We start from the raw sequence: 26,992 nt of genomic DNA, 5'->3' as shown, positions 1-26,992 counted from the left end.
CTATATAAAAACAGTTCCCTTACGAACACTTGTATTTGTGGATTGTCTCCCTTCGGGGGTTCGGGGGCTTAATTAATCATTAAACACTAAACATTAATCATTAGACATTAAATGGAATGGCTTTGGAACTTGATGACTAACCACGAGAGTGTGGCTTACACTGTGATAGTGTATAGCGTAGTCATCGCAGTAGGAGTTGCTTTAGGAAAAATTAAAATATTTGGCATCTCTTTTGGTATTGCTTGGGTACTTTTCGCAGGTATCGCTATGGCCGAATTAGGATTCACTGTAAACCCCCATATTCAACATTTTGTAAAAGAGTTCGGATTGATTCTGTTCGTCTACACCATCGGACTACAAGTAGGCCCTGGCTTTTTTGCCTCCTTCCAAAAAGAAGGCATCAAATTCAATCTCTTGGCAGTGCTCTCTATTGTGAGTTGTGTACTTACTGTAATTGCTATCCACTACATCACCCAGACCGATATGGGTACCTTGGTAGGTATAATGTCAGGTGCCGTAACCAATACTCCAGGGTTAGGAGCTGCTCAAGCTACTTTAGAAGATGTATTTAAAGGCGACCCAGCTACAATGCCGAACCTCTCTACCGCCTACGCTGTTGCTTATCCTTTCGGGGTGTTAGGAATTATCTTGGTAATGTTAGGGCTCAAAGCCTTCTTAAAAGTGAATTTAGATGTTGAAAAACGTTTAAATTCTGTACGTCACTCTAAAGACCAAGTAGTGATCAATCGATTCGCAATAAAAGTAAGCAATCCTGCCCTCTTTGGTAAAAAATTGAGTGTTATAAAACAAACTCTTGATTTCGACTTTACCATCTCGCGTATGTGTAGAAAAGGAGAGATTATATTAGCTAGTGCCGACACACTGATAGAAGAAGGCGACATCGTACTGATAGTAGCTAACCAAAAAGAAAATGAGAAGTTTTTGACCCTAATAGGTGACAGCGTTTCCATTTTGGATTATTTCCCTGATGTAAAAGATATGCGCTATACTTCACGCCGTATCAACGTTACCCAACGTGCTATTTTCACTAAAACTCTTGCAGAGCTCGATGTACGCAAACGTTTTGGAGTAACCATCACTCGTGTATATCGTGCAGGTATTGAGTTCGTGCCCGCTGCCGATACAAAATTACAGTTTGGAGATACCATTACTGTAATAGGCGATGAATCGCACATACAACTCGTAAGCAAAGAGTTCGGTAATTCTAAACGACGTATGCAAACCCCTCACATAGCCGAACTCTTTATGGGGATTACTCTTGGTGTATTATTAGGTAGCATTCCATTCGCTATCCCTGGCATACCTGTACCTGTAAAATTAGGGTTAGCGGGAGGCCCTCTGATTATTGCTATTCTCATCAGCCGTTATGGCGGTAAATTCTCAGTAACTCACTACGTATCGCAAAGTGCCAACCTGATGGTACGAGAGATAGGTATTGTGCTCTTTCTTGCCAGTGTGGGCTTAGACGCAGGAGCTACTTTTATAGAAACTATTTTGCACGGACAAGGCTTGTACTGGATGTGTTTAGGAGCCCTCATTACTCTTATACCACTTATTATTACCTCTTTAGTAGCTCGTTTTAGAGGAAAATTAGATTATTTGGGTATCTGCGGATTACTCTCTGGAGCTTCAACCGACCCGCCAGCTTTGGCTTTTGCTAATGATATGTCGAACTCCGAGATTCCCGCACTCACTTATGCAAGTGTATATCCGCTTACTACATTCTTGCGAATAATGGTAGCACAATTATTGATTGTATTTTTTGTGTGACGTTTCAAAAAAAGTTGTACTTTTGCCCTCTGAAAGAATAAAATATTATGTTTGAAAATATGATGAATATGGTGGGCAAACTCCAAGAAATCAAGGACTTTTGGATAGTTACCTTAAACAAAACCATTAAGAGAGCGACCGATAAAAATGAAGCTACCTTGGCTGAAGTAGCCAAACAAGAGTTTCCGTTTAACTTTTAAAATATAAATCTATGGGTAAAATAATAGCTATTGCAAACCAAAAAGGAGGAGTAGGTAAAACCACTACTTCCGTGAACTTAGCCGCCGCATTGGGCGTATTGGAGAAAAAAGTATTACTCATCGATGCCGACCCGCAGGCAAATGCTACTTCTGGCATAGGTATTGATGTAGATTCTATTGAGCACGGTACTTACGAGCTTTTGGAGCACACTATGGAGGCTAAAGATATGATTGTTCATACCAGTTCTCCTAATCTCGACCTTATTGCTGCTCACATCAACTTAGTGGCTATTGAGATTGAGCTCGTAGACAAAGAACAACGAGAATATATGCTCAAAAAAGCCTTAGAGCCTATCAAAGACCAGTACGATTACATTTTGATAGACTGTGCACCCTCGTTGGGACTTATCACCCTGAATGCTCTTACAGCAGCTAACTCGGTGATTATACCTATCCAGTGTGAGTATTTCGCTTTGGAAGGGTTGGGGAAACTTCTTAATACTATCAAGAGTGTACAAAAAACCTTCAATCCCAATTTGGATATCGAAGGCTTATTACTCACTATGTACGATGCGCGCTTACGTTTGTCTAACCAAGTGGTGGAAGAGGTACAAAAACACTTCAGCGATATGGTATTCAAAACCATTATCCAGCGTAATGTACGCCTTAGTGAAGCACCTAGTTTTGGTGAAACTATCATCAACTACGATGCTACCAGCAAAGGAGCTACCAATCACATCAACTTAGCTCAAGAGATTATAGATAAAAACAAAACAGTATAATGACAAAACCTGCTAAAAAACCTGCCTTGGGGAGAGGTATTTCAGCTATTTTTGGCAATAGTCCCGAAGTGGCTATTAATTCTATCAAAGATAAAAATGCCGATAAGATTGTAGGAAATATCATAGAACTTGAACTCGACCTGATAGAAACGAACCCTTTTCAGCCTCGTACTTCTTTTAATGAAGAAGAGCTACAAGGGCTCGCTTCCTCTATTGAGGAATTAGGGGTAGTGCAACCTATCACTGTACGCAAACTCGACGGAGAAAACAAATATCAACTCATTTCGGGCGAACGCCGTTTCAGAGCTTCCAAATTAGCTGGACTCAAAACAATCCCAGCCTATATCCGCATCGCCGATGACAACGAGTCGCTCACAATGGCTTTAGTAGAGAATATTCAGCGTCAAGATTTAGATCCCATAGAGATTGCTCTTTCTTACCAACAGCTCATCGAGCAGGTGAATCTCACTCAAGACCAAATGAGCAGGCGCGTGGGCAAGAAACGTTCTACCATTACAAACTATTTGCGTTTGCTCAAACTTGCTCCTATCATTCAAACAGGCATACGCGACGGATTCATTTCTATGGGGCACGGTCGTGCAATAATCGCCATAGAAAACCCTGAACAACAAGCAGAAGTATACCAGCGTATCATTTCCGATAACCTATCAGTGCGTGATACCGAAGAGTTAGTGCGCCGCTTGCAAAACTCCGAAACTCCTAATGTGGTAAGTATTCAAATCCCTAAAAGCAATAGTAAAACTGAAGTACCTACTTATATCAAAGAAAATATGAGTAGTTTTAATCATTTTTTTGGTACTAAAGTTACTGTAAAGATGAGCAAGAACGGCAAAGGTAGCCTTACCATTCCTTTTAGTTCAGAGGAAGATTTCAAACGTATTCAAAGTTTATTACACAAAAAGGATGAGTAGAAAGATTGTTTTGATAATAGCCCTACTTATGGGAGTGGGTATTTCGTATGCACAAGACGATACAGAGGAAGTGGTAAAAACACCCTCAGACTCTGTGCAGATAGCTGTTATGCAAGACAATATGAAAAAAGTCCCTTGGAATACCGACCCTCTTTCACCTGCTAAAGCCGCCTTCTATTCAGCGGTTATCCCAGGTTTAGGTCAGATATACAACAAGAGCTATTGGAAAGTACCTTTGGTATATATTGCTATCGGTACCCCAATATACTTCTACATACAAAACTCTAAGGAATATGATCGTTACCTCACTGCCTACAAACGTCGTCAACAAGGATTTACCGATGATGAATTTTATGGCAATCGCCCTGATGGACAACCGCGTTTAAGTACCGATGGATTAAGACGAGGCATACAGTTCTATCGTCGTAATAAAGAGCTTTCTATTCTTATAGGGATAGGCTTATATGCCCTGAATATCATCGAGGCGAATGTCGATGCACATCTCAAACAATTCAATGTAGATGAACGCCTCACAGTGGAACCTTTCATTCAACACGATTTCCTCACACAGCCCCAATTTGGCTTGACACTCAACTATAAATCCAAGAAATAATGACTACACAAAATCTATTAGAAACCTTGCGCCACATTGTTGGTGCAAAGTACGTTATTACCGACCCTTCAAAAACTGAACGTTACCGCACTGGGTATCGTTTTGGTACCGGAAATGCAATTGCCGTGGTGCGTCCCGCTACTTTGTGGGAACAATGGCAAGTACTCGAAGCTTGTGTAGCAGCTGATGTAATTGTAATTTCACAAGCTGCCAATACAGGTATCACGGGAGGGTCTAATCCTTTTGGTAACGATTACGACCGCGATGTAGTAATCATCAACACGATGCGTAATGACAACATTCAGCTTATACTTGATGCTAAGCAAGCTATATGTCTTACAGGAGCAACACTCAACCACTTGGAACAAGAGTTAAAACCCCATAACCGCGAACCTCATTCAGTAATAGGCTCCTCTTGCATTGGGGCTTCAGTTATTGGAGGCGTGTGTAACAACTCTGGCGGTTCTTTAGTACAACGTGGTCCTGCTTATACCGAAATGGCACTTTATGCCCAACGCAATGCTAACGGTAAATTGGAACTCATTAATCACTTAGGTATTGATTTAGGAAGCTCTCCTAAGGAAATACTTACCAATCTGCAAGAGGGTAGATACCAAGCAAAGGATATTCACACTTCTGATAAGAAAGGACACGATCACGACTATTGTAACCACGTACGTGAGATTAATGCCAATACGCCTGCTCGCTTCAATGCCGACCCAGCTCGCTTATACGAAGCCTCAGGTAGTGCAGGTCGTTTAGGAGTTTTTGCCGTACGCGTGGATACTTTCCCTGCCGAGAAAAAAACAGCTGTATTCTATATAGGTACTAATAACACAGCGGTACTTACCAAATTGCGCCGTGATATGCTCGGTACTTTCGAAGAAATTCCTATCTCTGGCGAGTATATTCACCGTACCGCCTTTGATATTGCTGCTAAATACGGTAAAGATACTTTTTGGTATATCAAAAATGTAGGTACTGAATACTTACCCAAGCTCTTTTCTCTCAAAGCGTGGGGCGACCGCGTAGCCAAAAAACTACCTTTTATGCCCAACCATTTCAGTGAAAAATTCTTGCAATTCACCTCTAAACTAATGCCTCAACACCTCCCTAAAATATTGTGGGATTACCGCAACCAATACGAGCACCATCTCATTTTAAAAATGGGAGGCAAAGGGGTAGACGAAGCTAGGGCTTATTTGCAAAAAGAATTTGCCGATAGCACTAAAGGAGCTTATATAGAGTGTGATGCCAAACTTGCACAAGCAGCAATGCTCTTGCGCTTTGCAGTGGCTTCAGCAGCTATTCGCTATCGTTCCGTACACGAGGACGAGGTAGAAGATATCGTTGCTTTAGACATCGCTTTGCGTCGCAATGATGAAGATTGGTTTGAAAAGCTTCCTCCTGAACTCGACGCTAAGATACTTTACAAATTGTACTATGGTCACTTTATGTGCCACGTATTTCATCAAGATTACGTGATTAAGAAAGGTTACAACTGTGAGGAAATAGAAGAAGAGATGCTCAAAATATTAGACACTCGTGGCGCACAATATCCTGCAGAACACAATGTAGGGCATTTATATCACGCTAACGACGACCTTAAGAACTTTTACAACTCTCTTGACCCTACTAATAGCTTTAACCCAGGTATTGGTAAGACCTCTAAGAAAAAAGATTGGAAATAGAAACTCATAGTATTACATATTTAGAGAGGCTACCTCAAAAAGTTTTGAGGTAGCCTCTCTTTTTTGTTTTTCTTTATCACTTCATACCTTCTCTATAATCACGTGGCGTTATTTTAGTAGCTTGTTTAAAGACCGTACTAAAATACTTAGAAGAGTTAAATCCTACTTCAAAAGCTATATCAGTAACTGATTTTTCTGTTTGTTTTAAGAGCTGGCAAGCTACTTCTATGCGATATTTATTGATATATTCACTGATACCAATGCCTGTAATTTGTTTCATTTTATTATACACCGAAGCACGACTCATTGCCATTGCTTCAGAAATCATTGTTACATCTAAGTCAATATTACTATAGTGTTTTTTGATGATTTCATTAAGTTTTATCATAAACACTTCGTCAGCATTGCTGATAGTAGTAAGTGCAGGTGAAGGAATCAATAGTTCTTTTTCATAACGTTGCTTGATGAGCTCTTTTTGTTTGAGCAAATTACTTATTACTGAAAGCAAAAGGTCTATATCAAAAGGTTTAGAGAGATAAGCATCGGCACCTAATTTATAGCCTATCTTTTGACTTTCGGTATCACTTTTAGCAGTGAGTAATATTACGGGAATATGACTGATTTGCAAATGCTCTTTCACCTCTTTACACAACTGATAACCATTCATTACAGGCATCATCACATCGCTGATGATAATATCGGGCTGGTGCGTTTTTAATAACAACAAAGCCTCCTCACCATTTACTGCTTTTAAAACGCTTTTAAACAACGGACGAAGTTCATCATAAAGATAATTTAAAAAATCAGGATTATCATCTACTAAGAGTACAGAATACATAGAGGTATCCATAGTTACTGCTATCTTCTCTGGGGCTTCAGTTTGTTCTTCTTCACCTTCAAACTTGTGAAGGACGCCCTCAGTGCTATGAGAGTAAGGTAATTCTACATAAAAAACCGTTTGCTCTTCTTCATCTTGATAAGCCCCAATAGTACCGAGATGTTTCTCTACTAATTCTTTACAATAAGCCAACCCTATACCACTACCTCGCTGGTTGTGTTTTCCTTGTTCAAAGCGAGTAAAGAGCTTATCCATATCAATATTATGCAATCCTATACCGGTATTTTCTACTTGAAAACGCACTTTTTGTTCGTTATAACTACTGCGAATGTGTATAGTAGAATACTCATTACTAAACTTTACTGCATTCATTAGTAGGTTAGAAAGGACTACCCTTATCTTAGCACTATCTAACTCTACAGGAGGTAGATTTTTATCGAGGTGTAGTTCTAAACTTATATGCTTTGTTTCAAATTCTTGTTCAAAATCTTTAGCACTATCGGTGATAAGGTGATTCAAATCAGTATAGGCTTTGGTGAGTGTATTTTCTAACGAAGTATTACGGTTGTAGTCTAATACCCAATTGATGATATTCTTCATAGTAGTAGCTTGACGGAAAGCACTCTCTAACTGGGTTTTCTGTGAACGCGTAAGTTTACCACTCTCGGTATGATTCAGCAGACGCTTTAACGGTGCATAAATGAGGGTAAGAGGCGTGCGCAATTCGTGACTTACATTGGTGAGGAATTGTATTTTATCTTCATTGAGTTCTTGCTGATGCAAAGCTATTTGCCATTTGAGTTGTTGCTTTTTACGACGTAGATAACCCCACATTACACCTGCAATAATAGCCAACAAAAGCAAAGAAACTCCTACCAAAAAAGAAGTGCGCTGATACCACACAGGAAGCACTTCGAAGTTGAGCAATGGGGTATCTTTCGTCCAATAGCCATTTTTAGTCATACAAGCGACTTCTACTTGGTATTTTCCTACTGAAAGCAAAGAGATATCTAAACTATTGTCATAGGTTTCAATCACCGAAGTTTGGGCGTTATTTTTAATCTTAAAACGGAAGAGTATGCGCCTAAACATATCTTTTTCATTCAATCCTACATTTAGTTTTAAGGTTTTGAAATAAGGGGGTACTTCTTTTGGAAAGTTTTCGGCGGTGTATATTTTGCCGTTCAATTCTATATTTTGCAAAAAGAGTAAAGGAGTACTACTCTCTTCGGTGTGAATATTCTTATTTATCTTCACAAAACCTCCGACTCCTCCCATATAGATGTAAGGGGAAGGCAACAACTGTACATAGCCTGTAAGCACATCGTTGTGGAGAAAGCCATCGGAATCGTCCCAAATCATTATCTTCTTATCGGGAATATGATAAGAAAACAGCACGTTGGAAGCATTAATCCACAAACGCTGTTCAGTATCGAGTTGCATATAGCTAATTTGGTGGAACATATTATCGGTTCCTACGGCACTGAGCTTCTTTTGTGGTATCGCATAACTAAACAACCCATTGGAAGTAGCAATCCACAGGGTGTGATGAGCTTTATCATCGCATACTGCACTAATAGTATACCCCTCATTAAGGGTTAGATAACGTGTTATCTTAGCTTCCGATAACTTCATTTGGTAGAGTACATTTCCTTTGGAGAGAAATAAAGTATCACCTTGTTGTGCTTTGAGTTGTAAGGCATTTTTAGGAGTAAGTCCTTCGGCAAAAGAAATTTTATTAAACTCTTTGTTTTGAAGATTATACAGATAGGTATTTTTAGCTGTAATGAGTATTTTATCTTTATCAATGTAATATACAAAGGGAGTAAAGCCTGCGTGACACTCTTGCTGGTCAGTAGCTTCATCGATGAGCAAGAAAGGAGTGTAGGAACGACTCAGAATATTATATATGAAAAGACCTTTGCCATAAAGAGAGACTAATAACTCATTAGGTGAAAAGTAGGTTATAGAAGAGACCTTATCGTTATACGTATTGGTATGATGTACAAATTGTTCTGTTTTGGGGTTAAAAGCATTGATGCCTCCTCCATCGGTGCCTATCCATATGATGCCATTGGGAGCTTCGAACAAACTTATCACAGCGCGCTCACTTAACCCATTGCTACTTCCTAACGCACTATCGGTATAAGTCTTGATATAGGTTTCTTTAAAGAGAAAAACGCCATCGCGCACTGTACCTGCCCAAAGGTTATGATTAGGGTCTTCATAAAGCACTGTAATGGAATTGACCGGCAAAGAATGTATATTACCGGCACTATGCTGAATATTGTAAAAAGTGTTCTTCTCAGGACTAAAAACCGATACTCCTCCCCCATCGGTGGCTAACCATATATTACCTTTATAAGGCTTGATATCTAAGATAATATCATTGGACAAAAGAGTATTGTGAGTATCGTAATGTGAGCGCAATTCACCTGCAAGGGTAGCACGAAAAAGCCCTTTTTGAAAAATAGAATAATACACTTCTTTGCGTTGTGCATCATAATACAAAGAACTCAGCGGGCTTGTATTTTCAATAAACAAACTCAACAGTTCTGAGGTAAGAGAATACTTATAAATACCATCGTTTTCAGTACCTACAAGAAAGGTTGTATTATCAACAGGACATAGATAGGTAATGAGGCATTCTTTATCTTTTGTTTTAGGTTCTTTCCTCAAAGGCAAGCGCCCTATATTTTTAGTTTTGTAGTTATACTGGTAGATAGCACTATATCCACCAAAGTAAACCCCTTGCTCAGTAGCACAAATAGAGAAGAGTTGTTGCTGGATTTTAGAGGTAAAAGTATCTTTATTTGGGTCGTATTGCCATACGCCTTTATCGGTTACAGCCCAAAGGTTATGCTGGGTATCTTCATAAAGATGGTAGATGTAAGACTCAGTATACCTTTTGATATGATTACGGTCTACCCTATTGATACCCTGGCGAGTACCTATCCACAAAATTCCCTTATGGTCACGTACAATAGCGGTAACGCCCGATTGAGAGAGACCGTGTTCAATGGAAATACGTTTAAAATAGTATTCCGTAGGGTTTTGCCCGTAGATTACCCACGTAAAAAAAAGTAAGATACAAGTGCCAAGCACCGATGATAGTTTTATTATCTTCATTGGGTTATTCAGGGTATTCGATGCGTACGTGATAGATATTGGTAAGTTTGCTTTTAAATATGCGTTTGATAGCTTCGATTTCTTTGAAAGATATATCGGAATTGGCAAACTGGTTATCGTCTAACTGTTTTTTGATAATACGGTCTACAAACTCATTGAGAGCTTCGAAGGTAGGATTTTTGAGGCTCTTAGTAGCTGCTTCAACCGAATCAGCCATCATAAGAATAGCGGTTTCTTTGGAGAAAGGAATAGGACCTGGATAACGGAAATCTTCTTCCTTAGTACCTTCGGGATTTAAGTCTAAGGCTTTGCGATAGAAATAATAAGTAAGACTGCGCCCGTGATGGGTTTTAATGAAATCGATAATGCGTTTGGGCAGTTTGTTTTTATGAGCGAGTTCTACTCCATCGGCTACGTGCTTGATAATCACCTTAGCGCTTTGTTCAGGAGTGAGCTGGTCGTGAGGGTTAAGGCTTGTTTTTTGGTTTTCGGTAAAGTAAATAGGGTTTTCCATCTTACCGATGTCGTGATAGAGGGCACCTACACGCACCAAGAGGGTATTAGCTCCAATCTCGGCAGCAGCAGCTTCGGCAAGATTAGCCACTTGCATAGAGTGCTGGAAGGTGCCTGGAGCTTTTTCGGAAAGCTGACGCAAGAGCTTGGTATTCGTATCGGAGAGTTCTAAAAGAGAGACATCGGAAACTAAGCCAAAAGTACGTTCGTAGATATACGTAAAGGGTTGCGAAAAGAGAATACCAATACCATTGAGGATAAAAAGAGTAAGTAAAGAGATATCGAGCCCTTTGAGTGTTCCTTCGGTAATGGTGTGGAAAGCGATATAAATAATTAAATAGGCAGCCGTGATGAGTCCTGCTGATACAAAACTGCTCAATCGGTAGTGCATTCCCTTAGGGGTAAGAATGATAGCCATAGCAGCCACAATCTGTATGAATACAAACTGGAAGCTATTGGGCACAATAAAGCCTGTGATGAGTATGGTGCTGATATACACAAAGAGGACGGTACGCAAATCGAAAAAGGACTTGAGAATGAGCACCATCATTCCTACGGGGACAATATAGATATAATCGGGGAAATACCTTGAAATGAGCCCTACAAAAAGAATCATACTGAGCATATTGAGTAAGATAACACTCAATTTAAGGTTGCTTTTATATAATTTATTTTCGTATATTTTTAAGTATAACGCCATCAGTAGCAATACCATAGCTACTAACGTGTAATAACCTAAAAGCGACCAATTATAGTTGTTCTGACTCCACGTCTGGGTTTCGTACTCGTCTTTGAGCGACAACAGGGTATTCAGTTTTTCGCCCTCTACCAATTCACCTTTGGCAATGATGAGTTTCCCTTTATTTACCCAACCGCGCGTATAGACTATCTCTTTAAGGTTTTGAGTAAGCGCTTTTTGAGTGAAATTTTGGTCGATTACGAGATTAGGAGTAAGGATTTCAAAGAAAAGGTCGTAGTAATTTTTGTGATACTCATTATAAGGGGCGGTATCGAAATAGTTTTTAATAGCTGTTGCCAACTGTTGAAGATATAACACACGTTCGGCAGGCACTTCTACTATTTGATTGTTATGCTTGATAATGAAGATTTCAGAAGGGCTAAACGCAGGCTGATTGAGCATCACTCCATTGCGATAGCTTTCCGCTAAAAAAGCCTCAGCTTTTTTAAGCAAGAGTTCTCGTTTATCGTCGGGCAGATGTTTGAAATAAGCGTACTTTTTCTGTTCAAACTTTTGCTTAGCACTCACAAAGGCGGTAGTATCTTGCTTGTAATACACCGTAGATTGGTTGGTTATTTGTTGTTTTTCGGCTTTTATTTGCTCTTCTGTTTTTTTTAAGGGAAAATCAAAAGGGGCATATAGGTTTTCGTGTTGCCAAAGCTCTCCTTTGCGAAATTCATATTTAAATTTCGCTTTTTCGGGAAATACTTGCAAGATGAGTACTAAGGCTACAGCAAAGGCTAAGACCTTGAACACAAGTGATTTTTTAATAAATGCTTTGATGTTTTTGAGCGTTATCATCGTTTTTCCTTTCTCAAATGTAGATGTAAATGCAATGCAAAGATAAGAAATAATTTTTTAATACCAAAAATGCCAATAATACCGGAAATTAGGAAATGAGAAAATTAGGAAATTAGGAAATGAGATGCGAGCTTGAGTTAGAGGAATGAGGCTGTGCCTCAGAAATTGAACAAATTTTAAACAAAATCAAGGCTACGCCTTGTGAAATGGGAAGAGAGGTTGGTCGGAGTTTTTGGAGAATCTTAGAGAGGTTCTGAACTTTCGGAAGATATCGGAGAGATTCGGAAGAAGGTTAAGAGGGATTTTGATGAAAAAAGGGTGTAAGAAGGGTGGGGTTAGCTTATAGAGAGCTTATAGGAAGCTTATACGAATCTTGGACGATTGGTATAGAAAGGGTGTGTAAAAAGTTGATTCATAATATAATACAGCGATGCAAAAAATGTTAAAAACGGGGTTTCGAGGCGAAAGAAAGAGGAAGAGGTGATAGGACTTAAGCCATAGGCACTAGGGGAAGTATGACGGGAAAGGGGAAGTGTAGCGACGGAAAAAGTGAAGGTGATGTGGTGAAAACTTCTCGCTGGCAGTCTTCAAAAGGGGGAATGTGGTGACGAAGAAGTGGAGGAAAGAAAAAAATATTTCCTATTTAATTAAAAAAAATAATGTACATTTGCAAAAAGAAATACAAGTATAACTGACCTATGTTTATTTATTTGCAGCTATTAAAGGAGAGTTTTAACTTCGCAATCAAATCGTTGCGAGACAATAAGCTCCGCACTTTCCTTTCGTTATTGGGTGTAACGGTGGGAATCTTCTCTATTATATCGGTATTGGCGGCGGTTGATTCGCTGAATAGAAGTATTCAGGAGAGCCTTTCGGGGTTAGACAAGAATATGATAAACGTCTCTAAATTCTCTTTTGCTCCTACCGATGTACCCCGCTGGCAACGCTTGAACTTTCCGCAAGTTACCTATCAGGAATACGAATTTATGAAGCGTGAAATACCTAATACTGAAGCTGTGGTGTATGAATTGTTTGGGGTATTTTCGACGATAAAATACAATGGCAAAACGATTCCGTCGCCTACTATACAATCTACTTCGGCAGGAGTTGAACAAATAAGTGATATTAGGATAGAAAAAGGTAGGTTTTACAACGAAGCTGAAGCGAATGCCGGTACTGCGGTAGTTATATTAGGGCATAATCTGGCTGAACAGCTTTTTGGTGAGGAAGACCCTATGAATAAAGAGATACGCATTTTTGGTCGCCGACTCACAGTTATTGGGGTACTGAAAAAATATGGCGAACTGGGGGGAGGTCCCGATGATAATGCTTATGTGCCAGCTAATTTCGTAAGAGGATTTATGAATACAGGCCCACAAGGGCTACCCAGTGGAGTAGTGTTAAAGCCTAAAAAAGGAGTAGATATGGCGGAGTATGAAGCGGTATTGCGCCAGAAATTCCGTGCTTATCGCGGACTCAAACCTGAGGATATAGATAACTTTTTTGTCAATAAAATATCGTCGTTTACCGATATGATAGACGAGACGATTAGTATGATGAATGTGGTGGGCTGGATTATAGGAGGCTTTTCAATCTTGGTAGGGGGCTTTGGTATTGCTAATATTATGTTTGTGAGTGTGAAAGAACGCACAAGCCTTATAGGAGTACAAAAGTCGTTAGGAGCTAAAAACCAATTTATCTTGTTTCAGTTTTTGTTTGAAGCGGTGCTTTTGGCTATCATCGGTGGACTTTTTGGGTTGTTCTTTGTGTGGTTACTTACCTTTATAATTCCGAGTAGTACTGATGGGTTTAACTTTGTGCTATCGTTTAAGAATGTAGCGATAGGCTTAGGAATCTCGTTTGTAGTAGGTTTACTTTCGGGTATTATTCCTGCATCGTCGGCTGCACGGCTCAATCCTGTGGAAGCGATTAGAACCGGACAGTAATGTAAAGTGATTTCAATATATTTAGTAAGAAAAGAAATTTTATAGGAAGAAAAAGAGAAATATAACTCTCTCATTTTCTACAAGTAAAAAAATAATTAACAATTCATCTTAAAATTTAACACTTTTTTTATGGAGTATGTCAAAAATATTTACTTATTTTGTAGCGAAGAAAGGTGAGAACCTTGCTTGAAAAACTGAGTTTACTAATCAACTAAATTTTTAACCTATGTCTATCAACGCCTTTATTATTTATCTTTCGATAGAGATGAAATATTCTGACCATACAGTTGAGGCTTATAAACACGACCTTAGGAGTTTTGAGAAGTTTATTAAGAATCTATATGAGGAAAAAGGGGAAGATTGCTGTTTGGAACAAGCTGACCAAGAAGATATAAAGAAATGGATTATACACTTATCGGATGAAACTATTTCATTTAGGAGTATCAATAGGAAGTTATCGGCTTTAAAGACTTATTACAATTTCTTGAAGAAGACGAAACAGATAGAAATAAGTCCGTTTGAGAAAGGCATATTTTTATTGAAAACAGAGAATAAGCACAAGTTGCCTTTTTCGGAAGCTGAGATTGAAAAGGTGTTGTCTTTTTTTTCATCGAAGGATTCATTTGATGAAGTGAGGAATAGGGCAGTGATTGAGACGCTTTATGCTACGGGTATACGTCGCTCAGAGTTGTCTGGACTGAAAGTAAGCGATGTGGATTTTGAGCAAAAACAAATAAAAGTGCTTGGGAAAGGTGATAAAGAGCGGTATATACCTATTATTCCTGAGCTTGAAAATACTCTTAAAGAATATTTAGTTTTAAGAGAAGAGGTAAAGAATGAAAAAAGCCAGGATTATCTATTTTTAGTAAAGAATGGTAAAAAGATATATTCGACGCTGGTATACAGAATTATTAATTCGTATTTTAGTGTTGTAACAACAAAGAAAGATGTGAGTCCTCACGTATTGAGACACTCATTTGCGAGTCATTTGTTAGATAATGGAGCAGACCTTTATACTGTGAAGGAACTACTGGGGCATTCCAGCTTGGCTTCTACCCAAGTGTATACGAACACTAGCTTGGCTGAACTCAAAAAGCAGTATAAGAAAGCACACCCTCGGGCAAAAGGCAATAGCAATGAGGAAGAATAATTGAATTGTTAAACCTTAAATTTGTAAACATTATGAAAGTACACGTACACCCAGTTGATTTTACAGTCGACCAAAAATTAGTAGACTTTATTCAGAAAAAACTTGATAAGCTCGATAATTTTTACGATAGAATTATCGAAGCAGATGTGCATTTGAAGTTGGAAAATACCAATACCAAAGAAAATAAAATAGTAGAAGTGAAAGTACATATCCCAGGAGAAAGTCTTGTGGTAAAGAAACAGTTTAAGACTTTTGAAGAAGGGGTTGATAGTGCTATCACACCATTGGAAAGAATGTTATTAAAACACAAAGATAAGCACTAAAAACTTATGCAATAGAGAAGAGCAGAAGTTTTAAAGTTTGTTAAAAACTTTTTAAATACAAAAAAAAGTTATACCTTTGCCCCAGTTTTTGTATAATTATAAAATCAGAAAGTAATGAAAAGAAGCATTTTACTATTGGCTTCATTGGTTTTCTTTGGAGTCCAAGCACAACAGAATGACTATAACAAATGGTCTATTGATATAAATGGAGGGTTTAATAAACCTACCACTCCTTTTACAAGTGGGTATAGTACTAATACGCCTAATTTATGGAGCACAAATGCAGGTGTGCGCTATATGGCAAACAACAAGTTTGGGGTTCGATTAGGCGGTGGTTACGACGTTTTTAAGAATGATGACGATACGCCTAATTTTGAATCTAGACTTTGGAATGTAAACCTACAAGGGGTAGCAAACCTTGCGAGTGTTCTTAGCTTTGAAGAATGGACAAGTGACTTAGGATTACTATTGCACGCAGGTTTTGGATATTCACAGCTTAATAGTGATTATATCTCTAAACCCGACCAAATAGCATTTCTTACAGTAGGTCTTACTCCTCAGCTGAGAATTTCTAACCGTATAGCCTTTTTGCTTGATGCCTCAATGTACATCAATAGTAAGCAACAACTTACTTATGACACAAAATCAGCTAATGGACAACAAGGCTTCCAAGGAAACCACTTTACCCTTACTGCTGGTTTAAATATTGCTCTCGGTAAACACGGTAAACACGCCGATTGGGCAGCAGCTTCTAAAAAAGACGAATTAGAAGAAGTAGCTCAACGCGTAGCTAACCTTGAAAATAACGTTGCTGACTTGAAGAGCGAAGTGGCTAACAAGCAAAACAAAATGAACGATGCTAATGGCAACAACGTTCCTGATGAAATTGAAAGCTACTTAAACGACAATTACAAAGCAAAAGATAAAGTAGGTGAAAACGGAGAAGTAAAAGATGATGATGTAGCTGCTGACCTTATCAGAAAAGGTTATATCAATGCTTACTTCGATTTCAATTCATCTAAACCACAGATATCATCTTCTTGGGCTGTAGATTTTGTAGCTAAATATATGAAATCTAATCCTAATGCACACATTAATATTAATGGTTACGCTGATGAATTAGGAGGTACTCAGTACAACCAAACTTTATCACAAAAACGTGCTGATGCTGTGAAAGATTTGCTTGTGAAAGCAGGTATTGATGGCTCTCGTATTACTGCCGAAGGAAAAGGCGTAGATGCAAGTGTTGATAAGAACTCTTCAAGAGCACGTCAGTTAGCTCGTAAAACAACTTTTGAATTGAAATAGTAAGTATAATCGCTTAGAATAATAATGACAAATGCCCCCAAAAGTATTATCTTTTGGGGGCATTGCTTTTTATGAGAAGGATTATTTATTTTAACAAACAAAGAGAAGGCTATAGCATAAAAGGATATGCAACTCTACTTACAAAATCATTGCATTAAATTCTTCTTCACTAATCATCTTCACACCTAATTGCTCGGCTTTTTCTTTCTTACTTGGTCCCATATTATCGCCTACTATCACGTAATTAGTTTTAGAAGAGATAGACGACCCTACTTTACCTCCGTGTTGTTCAATAAGGGCTTTGAGTTCCTCCCGTGAATACAAGTGAAAGACCCCAGAGACCACAAAGGTAAGCCCTTTGAGGGCATCAGTTTGACCTTCGGTGGCTTGTTCATTAATCGAAAACTGCAAGCCATAGCCTTTGAGCCTATCGATGAGTTGACGGTTGTAATCATCAGCGAAGAAGTTTACTATACTGCTAGCTATTTGGTTCCCTATTTCATCTACTTCCACCAACTGTTCGACAGTGGCATTTTCTAGGGCTTCAATCGTTTTGTAGTGGCGTGCCAGTTTCTTGGCAACAGTCTCTCCTACATACCTAATTCCCAAAGCAAAAAGCACGCGTTCAAAAGGTATTTCTTTTGATTTCTGAATACCTTTAACAATATTCTCAGCACTCTTTTGTGCCATACGCTCTAAGGGGAGCAATTTCTCTACGGTTACCTCATAGAGGTCAGCATAAGTATGGATAATACCGGCACGGAAGAGTTGTTCTACTGTTTCTTCACCTAAGCCTTCTATATCCATTGCTTTGCGTGAGATAAAATGCTGAATCTTACCTGTAATCTGGGGCGGACAGCCATAAGCATTAGGACAGTAGTGTTGCGCTTCGCCTTCGTTACGCACCAATTCAGTACCACATTCAGGACAATGGGTGATATATTTCACGGGCTGAGCATCTGCTTCGCGCTTATCTAAGTTCACGCCTACAATTTTAGGGATAATCTCCCCGCCTTTTTCTACATATACCGAGTCGCCTATACGAATATCAAGCTTTTCAATCTGGTCAGCATTATGCAATGAAGCCCGTTTTACTACGGTTCCCGCTAGCAACACGGGTTTGAGATTTGCCACCGGAGTAATAGCTCCCGTACGTCCCACTTGGTAGGAAATACTCTCTAAAACAGTGTCTACTTGTTCTGCTTTGAACTTGTAAGCCATTGCCCAACGCGGTGATTTTGAAGTATACCCCAACTCTTCTTGCTGGGCAATACTATCTACTTTTACCACTACTCCATCAGTTTCATAAGGCAAAGTGTGGCGTTTGGTATCCCATTCGTTGATAAAGTCCATCACTTCGGCAGTAGAATGGCACAATTTGGAAATATTAGGTACTTTAAAGCCCCATTCACGCGCTTTTTCTAAACTCTCAAACTGACTCTTTATACCTGTGTTCCCTACCAAAAAGTACAACAAGCAATCCAAACCTCGTTTAGCAACCTCGGCAGTATCTTGCAATTTGAGACTACCGCTGGCGGTGTTACGAGGGTTCATAAAAGGGTCTTCGCCAGCTGCTATACGTTCCTTATTGAGGTTTTCAAAGGCTTTTTTAGGCATTACTATCTCCCCGCGAATGTAAAAACGTTCAGGGTAATCGCCTTTTAGTTGCAAGGGTACTGAACGAATCGTACGCACATTGGCGGTAATATCGTCACCTTGAATACCATCGCCACGAGTAGTAGCTTGTTTAAGCTTACCGTTTTCGTACAACAAATCTATAGAAGCACCGTCGTATTTCAGTTCGCAAGTAAAGTTAATTTGGTCACTGCCCAACGTCTTGATAATACGCTGTTCCCATTCCTCTAAGTCTTCCTTAGAATAAGAGTTATCTAATGAGTACATACGGTATTCGTGTACTACGGTTGGAAAACTTTTAGTAACAGAACCTCCCACGCGTACAGTAGGCGAATTCTCATCGTAAAACTCTGGGTATGCTTGCTCTAAGGCTTGTAGTTCTTTAAGCTTTTGGTCGAACTCATAATCCGAAATCGTAGGATTGTCCAGCACATAGTAGTTATAATTGTGCTCATTGAGTTCCTCCCGAAGTTGTTGTATCTTTTCTTTCATAATTTTCCTTGTTATCTTTTACCTCTTACCTTTTACCTTAAGACCCTATCCGGCTCTTTGTTCTTCTCCCATTTTAGGTCTGAAAGCATTGAGGCTTTGATGCCGATAAAGAAATACCACGAACTGCGATAACCGAACGGAGTAAACTGAAAACTCATACGGAAACTGCTCAAATCGCGCTCAAAACGTAATTGGGTATAGGTGAATCCTTGGTTTACAAAGTCATAACCGCTCGAAACTCCTACCTGCCATTTGGGTGTGAGCGATACGTTCCCTGAGAACATTAGCGAGTTGTTGGATATCTTATTTTCGCGTGCCTGATTGCTATAAGTAAGCGAATGTGCTAAGGTTATGTCCCAAGGGATAACTGCCTTGTAAAAGGTCTTCTTCTCATCTTTATCCTCGCCTTCTTTGCGGTTCTTATCCATATCCTGCACTTCGCTTAGTGGTTTCGACGACCCAAAGAGATCATCAGTACGTCCTCCCGCAACGTTACCCGTCTGTTTGTCTTTATTCTTGTCTTTTTTATCTTTGTTCGAGAATGAATAGTTGGTAGAAATATTGGCGTTAGTAAGCCTAAAAAGACTACCGCCGTTGTCTATATTCCATTTCTCCATTTGTCGTCCGTTGTTGTCTATTGCATAAGGGTTGAGTGTTGCCCCAAAGTTCACCCCGAGCTTCCCGTTGAAGAACGAAGTACCTCCCGTAATGTTCAGCGGACTAAACTGCTTGGTAATCACGTTGTAGTTAGAACTGAAATTGAGACTGTTCAAGAGCATTACCTTTTTCGGCTCAGCATCAGTACTATCTTTTTGTTTCACTTTGGCTTCAAAGGTGTTTGCCAATGAGAACCCTATCGATTGCGACTCGCCCAAACTTGGCGTACCGTAGATACCCCCTCAAAACGGGTGTATTGTGAGCGGTTGCCATAAGCGTCCGAAATGTAATAATCGTAATACTGGTCAAAAGAAGGATTATAACCATAACTCACCGAGGGTCGCATCACGTGGCGAATAGCTTGTATTTTAGCGTTCTTGCCAAAACGGAAAGTACCGTAGATAGTCGTACCAAGACTCGCTCCGAGGTTGTACGTCATAAAACGGTCAAAACCGCTGAGGGTGTCAATGCCCACCTTGCCCGTATTGCTGTTGAAGTCCTTACGGCGAATTGTCTTAAACTGCCACGTCTCGTTTACTGATGAGTTCAACCCTAAGGTAACGTATTTAAATAGCTTAGCAGTTGTACTTACCGGTATAGAGTGTCGCACCCCGTTTTTCGCCTCATCAAACATCTTTTTACTAAAAAACAAACTGTCATAGGTCGAAAAACGGTTATCGGCTTGCATACTGTATTGGAAATTCAAACTCTTGATTAGTCCTTTCTTCGTTTGTCCTTCACGAGCAAAAGGATAAATGCGCTCCATACTCGCACGCATCGAAGGGAGTGTCATATCAATACTTTTCGTATTCGTATTTTGTGAATGCGATGCCGATAGCGATAAGTTAATCGAAGGATATGCTGGGAATGTCTTGGAATACGAGATAGACGACATCATCGTGTTGTTCAAAAAGTTCGACGTATTCGCTTGATTGTACGATTCTTGATAATATCTACTGTTGCTCGATAGGTTCACCGAAGCCGAAAAGTTAGAATTAGGGTTGGCTTTGCCGTCTTTGGAATGCGACCACTGGATATTGTACATACGGCTACCTGAATAGTCAGGTAAACCCCTCATACTGTATATGTTATTCTCAAATGAAAGATTGAAGTTCCCTGAATACTTGTAGCGCTTCACATAAGCCGATTGTGCCCTAAGCCCATAGCTACCATTGGTATAATAGTCACCCGTAAGCGAAAGGTCAAAATTGTCGCTAATTACAAAGTAATAACCTATGTTCTGCAAAAAATAGCCACGGTTATTCACTTCTCCAAAGGTAGGGAAGATAAGCCCCGAAGTGCGTCCCGATACCATAGGGTAATAAGCGAACGGAATAGCCAAAGGCGTAGGAATATCCACGATATACATATTGCTAAACCCTGCAATAACCTTCTTCTTAGGCACGAACTTCGCTTTGCGCACTTTGATGTAATAATCAGGGTCGTCGAGGTCTTCGGCAGTAGTGATAATCGCGTTTCTCATAAAGTAAGTAGAGTCATTCTCCTTCTTGATGATTTCGCCTTTTATGTTGTTTTCGTCCTGCTTGGTATAAGCATTGCGGATAATCGCCTTCTGGTTGCGGTAATTAAAACGTATCGAATCGGGCTCTATTACATCACTACCTTGCTTAAATACAGGGTGTTGGGTATATTCTCCCACGCTGTCTTTTAGGCGTCCGGCATACACTTCGCCTTTCTCATAGTTAATCACGTCTATTCCCGCAGTGATGTCAATATCAGTATATTGCACATTAGTTTCGTTGTACAAAATGATTTCGTTCTTCACCTTGTTGAACACAATACTGTCCTTAGCCTTGTATTTCACGATGTCTTCCAAGGCATTCTTAGGTTTTTTAATCGTATCGTTTTTAAGGGAATCTTTAGCTTTTTCCGAAGGTTTCTTAGGCTTGATACGCCGCCCACGGCGGTCGTTTTTAGGCTCTACTGTATCTTTTTTGATAGTATCGCGCACTGCCCACGGAGTTGTATAGTGAAAACCACCCGACTTAAAGGCGAATGATTCCGCATACCAAAGACAGAAGCTTACCACTAATAAGCTGATAATGAAAGTGAGTTGACGTTTATAATGTAACAAAGTTCTTTCTGTATAGTTTTATTGAGGGGTCAAAAATACAACTTTTTTTTGAATTAACTGCTATCTACGAAAAAATCAACTCCCAAAACACAAGATTTTACAAACAATAATCCTTCACTATAACGTTGTCACATTTCCCTCTTTTTCTTTGTGTCGTTACGCCGGAGATGCTTAAAAAGTCTCAAAATCGCTTTTGCATCGCAAACTTTTCCATAATTTAAAACTTTAGTAAAGTTAAAATCTCCTCCACTTTTCCTCCATATTTCCTCCATATTTCCTCCGCATTACCTTCACTTTTCCTCCACTTTCTCCGTCTCTACATTCTCCCTTTGAAGGTAGCCAGCGACAGCTGGGTATGTGTAAAGGGGGAGGTTTTATCATTTTTCCCGTCACCACACCCCTACTAAACTCCTTCCACAAATTTGCTAATTTCCAAATTTTCTAATTTGCTAATTCCCTTTTTTGTCATACTCCCTCCTAGTGCCTATGCCCTAAGGCCTATCCCCTCTTCCTCTTTCTTTCGCCTCGAAACCCCGTTTTTACCATTTTTAACCCTATTGTATCATATTATCAATCAACCTCTTATATACCCTTTCTATACCAATCGTCCAAGATTCGTATAAGCTTCCTATAAGCTCTCTATAAGCTACCCCCACCCTCCTTACACCCTTTTTTCATCAAAAGACCTCCTAGTCTCCTTCTGAAAATCTTCGTTTCCTTCCGAATTCTCCTAACAGTCCCAACACATCGCTTTTTCATCTCTAACTAACAATCCCTCTGCTGGTTTACAAGGCGTAGCCTTGATTTTGTTTAAAATTTGTTTAATTTCTGAGGCACAGCCTCATTCCTCTAACTCAACCTCGCACCTCATTTTCTCATTTCCTCATTTTCTCATTTCCTCATTTTCTCATTTCCTCATTTTCTCATTTCCTCATTTCCAGTATTATTAGCACTTTTTTAATCTTTTGTTTGCTTGGTATTGATAAAAAGTAGTATTTTTGTAGCCTAAAATGAAACCTTTTTTCCAAATGAGCACTGCAAAACAAGCAAAATCTGCCTTAATATCTGTTTTCGACAAAACAGGATTAGAGCCTATCATTCACAGAATGAAAACCTTAGGAATTACTATTTACTCCACAGGAGGTACTGAAGATTTTATCAAAAAATTAGGCGTAGAGGTAGTTCCCGTCGAATCTATCACCGATTATCCTCCCATTTTCGGCGGACGTGTCAAGACGCTCCACCCTAAAATCTTCGGAGGTATCCTCAACCGTCAGGATAATGCACAAGATACTGAAGAAATGAAGCAATATGCTATCCCTCAAATCGATATAGTGATTGTAGACTTATATCCTTTCGAAAAAACAGTAGCCAGCGGTGCCAGCGAGCAAGAGATTATTGAAAAGATAGATATAGGAGGTATTTCGCTTATTCGTGCAGCTGCCAAAAACTATAAAGATGTACTTTGTGTGGCATCGGTAAACCAATATGCTGACCTTTTGTACATCTTAAACGAACAACACGGTAGCTCTACTTTGGAAGAGCGCCACTCCTTTGCTACTAAGGCTTTCCGAGTATCCTCACACTACGATACCGCTATCTTCAACTATTTTAATCAAACAGAAGAAATTCCTACCTTAGCAATTAGCGAGTGCGACGGACAAGTATTACGCTACGGCGAAAACCCTCATCAAAAAGGAGAATTTTACGGTAATTTCGATGCCCTTTTCGATAAACTACACGGCAAAGAGCTCTCTTACAACAATTTGTTAGATGTAGATGCCGCCGTAAACTTAATGGCTGAATTTGTAGGTGACGACCCTACTTTTGCCATACTGAAACACAACAATGCTTGCGGGGTAGCAACACGCAAAACGATACACGAGGCATATAAAGATGCTCTCGCAGGTGACCCCGTATCGGCTTTTGGTGGTATTCTCATCTCTAATACTAAGATAGATTCAGCTACCGCCGAAACCATTCACTCGCTGTTCTTTGAGGTAATCATTGCACCTTCTTACAGCGATGAAGCCCTAAAAATACTCGAACAGAAGAAAAATCGTATTATTTTAGTACAGAAGAAAGCCAAAATGCCTACAACAAGTGTGCGCTCGTGTCTCAACGGCTATTTGGTACAAGAAAAAGACCTCAAAACCGATAGCATAGAAGATGTACAATACGTAACTGCTGTAAAACCCTCAGCCGAAGTGCTCGAAGACCTCTTCTTTGCTTCTAAAATATGTAAGAATACCAAATCGAATGCCATTGTATTGGCAAAGAATAAACAGCTCATTGCAAGTGGTACAGGACAAACCAGTCGTGTAGATGCTCTTAAACAAGCTATTGAAAAGGCTAAAGAATTTCAGTTTGACCTCAACGATGCAGTAATGGCAAGCGATGCCTTCTTCCCCTTCCCCGATTGTGTAGAAATCGCTCACGACGAAGGTATCCGCTCGGTGATACAACCTGGGGGGTCTATTAAAGACCAAGCCAGCATCGATTATTGCGATGCACACCAAATGGGAATGGTATTCACAGGAGTACGACATTTTAAACACTAATAAACGCTTTTTTAAACAACGTATGAAACACATTGCAGCCGTAGGAGGCTATTTTATAATGCTTTATGATATCTTTCGCAAACGTACCCGCTGGTCGATAATGAAAGACCTTATCTTGCGTGAGATAGACGATTTAATATTTGGGTCAATAGGTATCGTGACTTTTATCTCTTTCTTTGTAGGAGGAGTAGTAGCAGTACAAACTGCTCTAAATATCGATAACCCTTTTATTCCTAAATACCTTATAGGTTTCGCCACTCGCCAATCTATTGTATTGGAGTTTGCCCCCACCTTTACAGCTATCATCTTGGCAGGAAAAATAGGGTCGTTTATCACTTCCAGTATAGGTACGATGCGCGTAACCGAACAGATTGATGCTCTTGATATTATGGGAGTAAACTCAGTGAATTATCTAGTATTTCCAAAAATAGTAGCCCTAATGTTAATGCCTTTTCTCATCGCCTTAGGTATGTACTTAGGCGTATTAGGAGGCTGGGCTTCAGCGGTGATGAGTGGTTATACCACCTCTGCCGAATTTGTGCAAGGAGTACAATACGACTTCAAACCTTACAGTATGATATACGCTTTCACCAAAACGATAGTATTTGCCTTCTTCTTGGCTACTATCCCGTCCTATCACGGCTATTATATGAAAGGAGGTGCACTGGACGTTGGGAAAGCAAGTACCGTTTCATTTGTATGGACAAGTATAGTGATTATCCTTTCTAACTCGGTACTCACACAGTTGTTCTACGCTTAAAATGTATCAAGAAAACAAACCACAATATCGCATTTTACTGCTTATCGCCCTAGCACACGGACTCAATGACCTCATTCAAGGGGTCATTCCGTCTATTTATCCTGCTCTGCAAAGCAAATATGCTCTCACAATGGCGCAAGTAGGGGTGATTACACTCTGTTACCAACTTTCAGCCTCTATATTGCAACCCTTAGTAGGCAATTATACCGATAAGCACCCTAAGCCCTACTCACAAGTATTGGGAATGGCATTTACCACTATGGGAATCGTGAGTTTATCGTTGGCGAGTAGCTATACAGCTATACTGTGCTCGGTAGTATTCATAGGGATAGGTTCATCGGTATTCCACCCCGAATCGTCCAGAGTAGCATTTTTAGCCTCAGGAGGCAGACGCTCGTTCGCACAAGCTATCTTCCAGTTGGGTGGTAACTTTGGGACAGCCTTAGCTCCTCTATTGGTGATATTACTATTGTTCAGCAAAAAAGTAATCGACGGACGAGTCGTAGAAGAAAGTCATCAAGGCAATTTAATATGGTTTGCAGGGTTCTCTATCTTTGCAATGCTTATACTGCTCCTCATAGGCAAATGGCGTAGCATTCTGCTTAAATTGCTCAAAAAGAAAGCTAAAAAACCTGTAGTGTTGCCCAATCTCACTCGTGCACAAATACGCAACTCTATGATTATATTGATGTTGCTAGTATTCTCCAAGAACTTCTATACAGCAGCTATCAACAATTACTTTCAGTTTTATACTATTAAAAAATTCGGATTTAGTAATGCTGAGGCACAAGTATACCTATTTTACTTTTTAGGAGCGGTAGCTGCGGGCTCACTTGTTGGAGGGTTTTTAGGTGATAAAGTAGGAAGAAAATTTATTATTTGGTTTTCAATCTTAGGGGCTGCCCCCTTTGCGCTTTGGTTGCCTTACGCCGATGCTACCACTACGGCAGTACTCATCGTGCTGATAGGGTTTATCATCTCATCGGCTTTTGCCTCTATTTTAGTCTATTCACAAGAGCTTTTGCCCCAGAAAATAGGAATGATTTCAGGCTTTTTCTACGGTTTTGCTTTTGGTATGGGCGGATTGGCTTCGGCAGTATTAGGCAAATTGATAGACATAACCAATATTGACTTCGTTTATAAACTATGTTCTTTCTTGCCTTTGATGGGGCTTATTGCATACTTTTTGCCAAACTTATCTTCTGTATCTCTTTCTCAAAAACAGACACAAGCAACCCCATAAGGGTATTTTGCAATACTCTTACAAATAAACTTTTTCAGTGTTTAAGCTATATTTCTAACTTACGGTAATGCGTTGAGTTTCTCGATAAGAGCGCCCGCTTTTTGTTCAAAGTCTCTTCTCACTTGTTTGAGGTGAGCACCTCTGTTCTCTACTCTTTTATCAGCTACTTTATCGATAAGCGTATCAAAATCATTGAGAATTTCAGTTACGAGTGCCTTACCTTCTTCTGTTTGCATCTTTCCTGTGAAATACACTGCATCGATAATATCACCCAACACGTAGTTAATGTCCTTTTTTAAATTGCGAATACTTGCCATACGTTTTTAATTTATTTATAAATTGGTTGCAAAGTTATGAATTATTTATTATCTTTGCAAAAAATAAATGGGTAATGTATGTATATAATTTAACAGTGGTGATAAGCGATGAGGTATTCCCCCAGTGGCAAGAATGGCTACAAAACGTTTATTTATCTACTATAAACACTAATAAAACCATAGAGAGAGTACGAGTGTTTAAAGTATTGGACGTGCCTGAAAAACACTATGCCATTCATCACGAAACTACTTCACCCGCCCAATTATTGCATTTCATTGAGCACACTATTCCTAAACTCCTACAACAGTCTGCTGAAACTTTTGGCGAAAAGGTTCTCTTTTGGGGTACCCAACTGAAAGAAGTAAAAAGTGAAGAGTGAGAAGTAGATAGATTTTGGCACAGAAATTGATTTACATTCATTAAGCACTAACCATTAACCATAAACCATTAATTACACACTATTAACTAAAAACGA

Annotated in this window: 18 protein-coding genes and 1 pseudogene; 14 read left to right on the top strand and 5 right to left on the bottom strand. The window is 39.5% G+C overall.

The window, feature by feature from the left end:
• The first annotated feature begins 111 nt into the window (after window positions 1-111).
• The 6 genes from HW278_RS10045 to dld are packed head-to-tail and all read left to right on the top strand — an operon-like array spanning window position 112 to window position 6,009.
• Complete coding sequence (locus HW278_RS10045; RefSeq protein ID WP_178977721.1) at window positions 112-1,791, top strand: putative transporter; 1,680 nt, start codon at window positions 112-114, stop codon at window positions 1,789-1,791.
• 47 nt (window positions 1,792-1,838) lie between these two features.
• On the top strand, window positions 1,839-1,991 hold the full coding sequence (locus HW278_RS10040) for a hypothetical protein (RefSeq protein ID WP_178977720.1): 153 nt from the start codon (window positions 1,839-1,841) through the stop codon (window positions 1,989-1,991).
• A gap of 11 nt (window positions 1,992-2,002) precedes the next feature.
• Window positions 2,003-2,773 (top strand): ParA family protein, encoded by a 771-nt coding sequence (locus HW278_RS10035; RefSeq protein ID WP_002671062.1) that lies wholly within the window; start codon window positions 2,003-2,005, stop codon window positions 2,771-2,773.
• On the top strand, window positions 2,773-3,705 hold the full coding sequence (locus HW278_RS10030) for a ParB/RepB/Spo0J family partition protein (RefSeq protein WP_178977719.1): 933 nt from the start codon (window positions 2,773-2,775) through the stop codon (window positions 3,703-3,705). The genes HW278_RS10035 and HW278_RS10030 overlap by 1 nt, the downstream gene beginning before the upstream one ends.
• On the top strand, window positions 3,698-4,318 hold the full coding sequence (locus HW278_RS10025; protein ID WP_041546788.1) for a DUF5683 domain-containing protein: 621 nt from the start codon (window positions 3,698-3,700) through the stop codon (window positions 4,316-4,318). Before HW278_RS10030 ends, HW278_RS10025 begins: the two co-directional genes overlap by 8 nt.
• A complete protein-coding gene (gene dld / locus HW278_RS10020; protein WP_015782656.1) occupies window positions 4,318-6,009 on the top strand; it encodes a D-lactate dehydrogenase in 1,692 nt (563 codons plus the stop codon). Before HW278_RS10025 ends, dld begins: the two co-directional genes overlap by 1 nt.
• Before the next feature lie 76 nt (window positions 6,010-6,085).
• Here dld and HW278_RS10015 read toward each other — a convergent pair whose 3' ends face one another.
• Together HW278_RS10015 and HW278_RS10010 are read right to left on the bottom strand one after the other, a co-directional pair.
• On the bottom strand, window positions 6,086-9,976 hold the full coding sequence (locus HW278_RS10015; protein ID WP_178977718.1) for a response regulator: 3,891 nt from the start codon (window positions 9,974-9,976) through the stop codon (window positions 6,086-6,088).
• A gap of 4 nt (window positions 9,977-9,980) precedes the next feature.
• On the bottom strand, window positions 9,981-12,029 hold the full coding sequence (locus HW278_RS10010) for an HD family phosphohydrolase (RefSeq protein WP_178958497.1): 2,049 nt from the start codon (window positions 12,027-12,029) through the stop codon (window positions 9,981-9,983).
• A 698-nt stretch (window positions 12,030-12,727) separates the two neighbouring features.
• Between HW278_RS10010 and HW278_RS10005 the strand changes: the two genes are divergently transcribed.
• The 4 genes from HW278_RS10005 to HW278_RS09990 all read left to right on the top strand — a co-directional run bounded on the left by HW278_RS10005 (window position 12,728) and on the right by HW278_RS09990 (window position 16,756).
• Complete coding sequence (locus HW278_RS10005; RefSeq protein ID WP_178977717.1) at window positions 12,728-13,975, top strand: ABC transporter permease; 1,248 nt, start codon at window positions 12,728-12,730, stop codon at window positions 13,973-13,975.
• Window positions 13,976-14,201: 226 nt separating this feature from the next.
• Window positions 14,202-15,125, top strand: coding sequence for a tyrosine-type recombinase/integrase (locus tag HW278_RS10000; protein ID WP_178977716.1), 924 nt, complete (start codon window positions 14,202-14,204; stop codon window positions 15,123-15,125).
• A gap of 32 nt (window positions 15,126-15,157) precedes the next feature.
• Window positions 15,158-15,448, top strand: coding sequence for a ribosome hibernation-promoting factor, HPF/YfiA family (gene hpf / locus HW278_RS09995; protein WP_002671089.1), 291 nt, complete (start codon window positions 15,158-15,160; stop codon window positions 15,446-15,448).
• 114 nt (window positions 15,449-15,562) lie between these two features.
• The gene (locus tag HW278_RS09990; RefSeq protein ID WP_009419658.1) at window positions 15,563-16,756 is read left to right on the top strand and encodes an OmpA family protein; all 1,194 of its coding nucleotides are present in this window, start codon (window positions 15,563-15,565) and stop codon (window positions 16,754-16,756) included.
• Window positions 16,757-16,894: 138 nt separating this feature from the next.
• Here the strand turns inward: HW278_RS09990 and ligA are convergent, their stop codons facing one another.
• A complete protein-coding gene (ligA, locus tag HW278_RS09985; protein ID WP_048747263.1) occupies window positions 16,895-18,883 on the bottom strand; it encodes an NAD-dependent DNA ligase LigA in 1,989 nt (662 codons plus the stop codon).
• Between the two features lie 32 nt (window positions 18,884-18,915).
• Window positions 18,916-21,590 (bottom strand): annotated as a pseudogene (locus tag HW278_RS09980) (putative LPS assembly protein LptD).
• A 1,073-nt stretch (window positions 21,591-22,663) separates the two neighbouring features.
• Between HW278_RS09980 and purH the strand changes: the two are divergent.
• Genes purH through HW278_RS09965 form a run of 3 tightly spaced genes read left to right on the top strand, consistent with a single transcriptional unit; the run spans window position 22,664 to window position 26,199 of the window.
• Window positions 22,664-24,196 carry a bifunctional phosphoribosylaminoimidazolecarboxamide formyltransferase/IMP cyclohydrolase gene (gene purH, locus HW278_RS09975; RefSeq protein WP_178978004.1) on the top strand — a complete coding sequence of 511 codons (1,533 nt, stop codon included), beginning with the start codon at window positions 22,664-22,666 and terminating at the stop codon, window positions 24,194-24,196.
• Between the two features lie 22 nt (window positions 24,197-24,218).
• Complete coding sequence (locus tag HW278_RS09970) at window positions 24,219-24,956, top strand: MlaE family ABC transporter permease (protein WP_178977715.1); 738 nt, start codon at window positions 24,219-24,221, stop codon at window positions 24,954-24,956.
• Window position 24,957: 1 nt separating this feature from the next.
• The gene (locus HW278_RS09965; protein WP_178977714.1) at window positions 24,958-26,199 is read left to right on the top strand and encodes an MFS transporter; all 1,242 of its coding nucleotides are present in this window, start codon (window positions 24,958-24,960) and stop codon (window positions 26,197-26,199) included.
• 59 nt (window positions 26,200-26,258) lie between these two features.
• Here HW278_RS09965 and HW278_RS09960 read toward each other — a convergent pair whose 3' ends face one another.
• Complete coding sequence (locus tag HW278_RS09960; protein WP_178977713.1) at window positions 26,259-26,516, bottom strand: hypothetical protein; 258 nt, start codon at window positions 26,514-26,516, stop codon at window positions 26,259-26,261.
• A 74-nt stretch (window positions 26,517-26,590) separates the two neighbouring features.
• On the opposite strand from HW278_RS09960, the gene HW278_RS09955 reads away from it, so the two are divergent.
• Entirely contained in the window at window positions 26,591-26,896 is a 306-nt protein-coding gene (locus HW278_RS09955) for a DUF4286 family protein (protein ID WP_178977712.1), read from the top strand.
• The last annotated feature ends 96 nt before the right edge of the window (window positions 26,897-26,992 follow it).

The organism is Capnocytophaga sp. oral taxon 902, from assembly GCF_013394735.1.
Lineage (GTDB): Bacteria > Bacteroidota > Bacteroidia > Flavobacteriales > Flavobacteriaceae > Capnocytophaga > Capnocytophaga ochracea.
The sequence above is the reverse complement of the archived record's forward strand: the minus strand, read 5'-3'. Positions and strand labels throughout refer to the sequence as shown.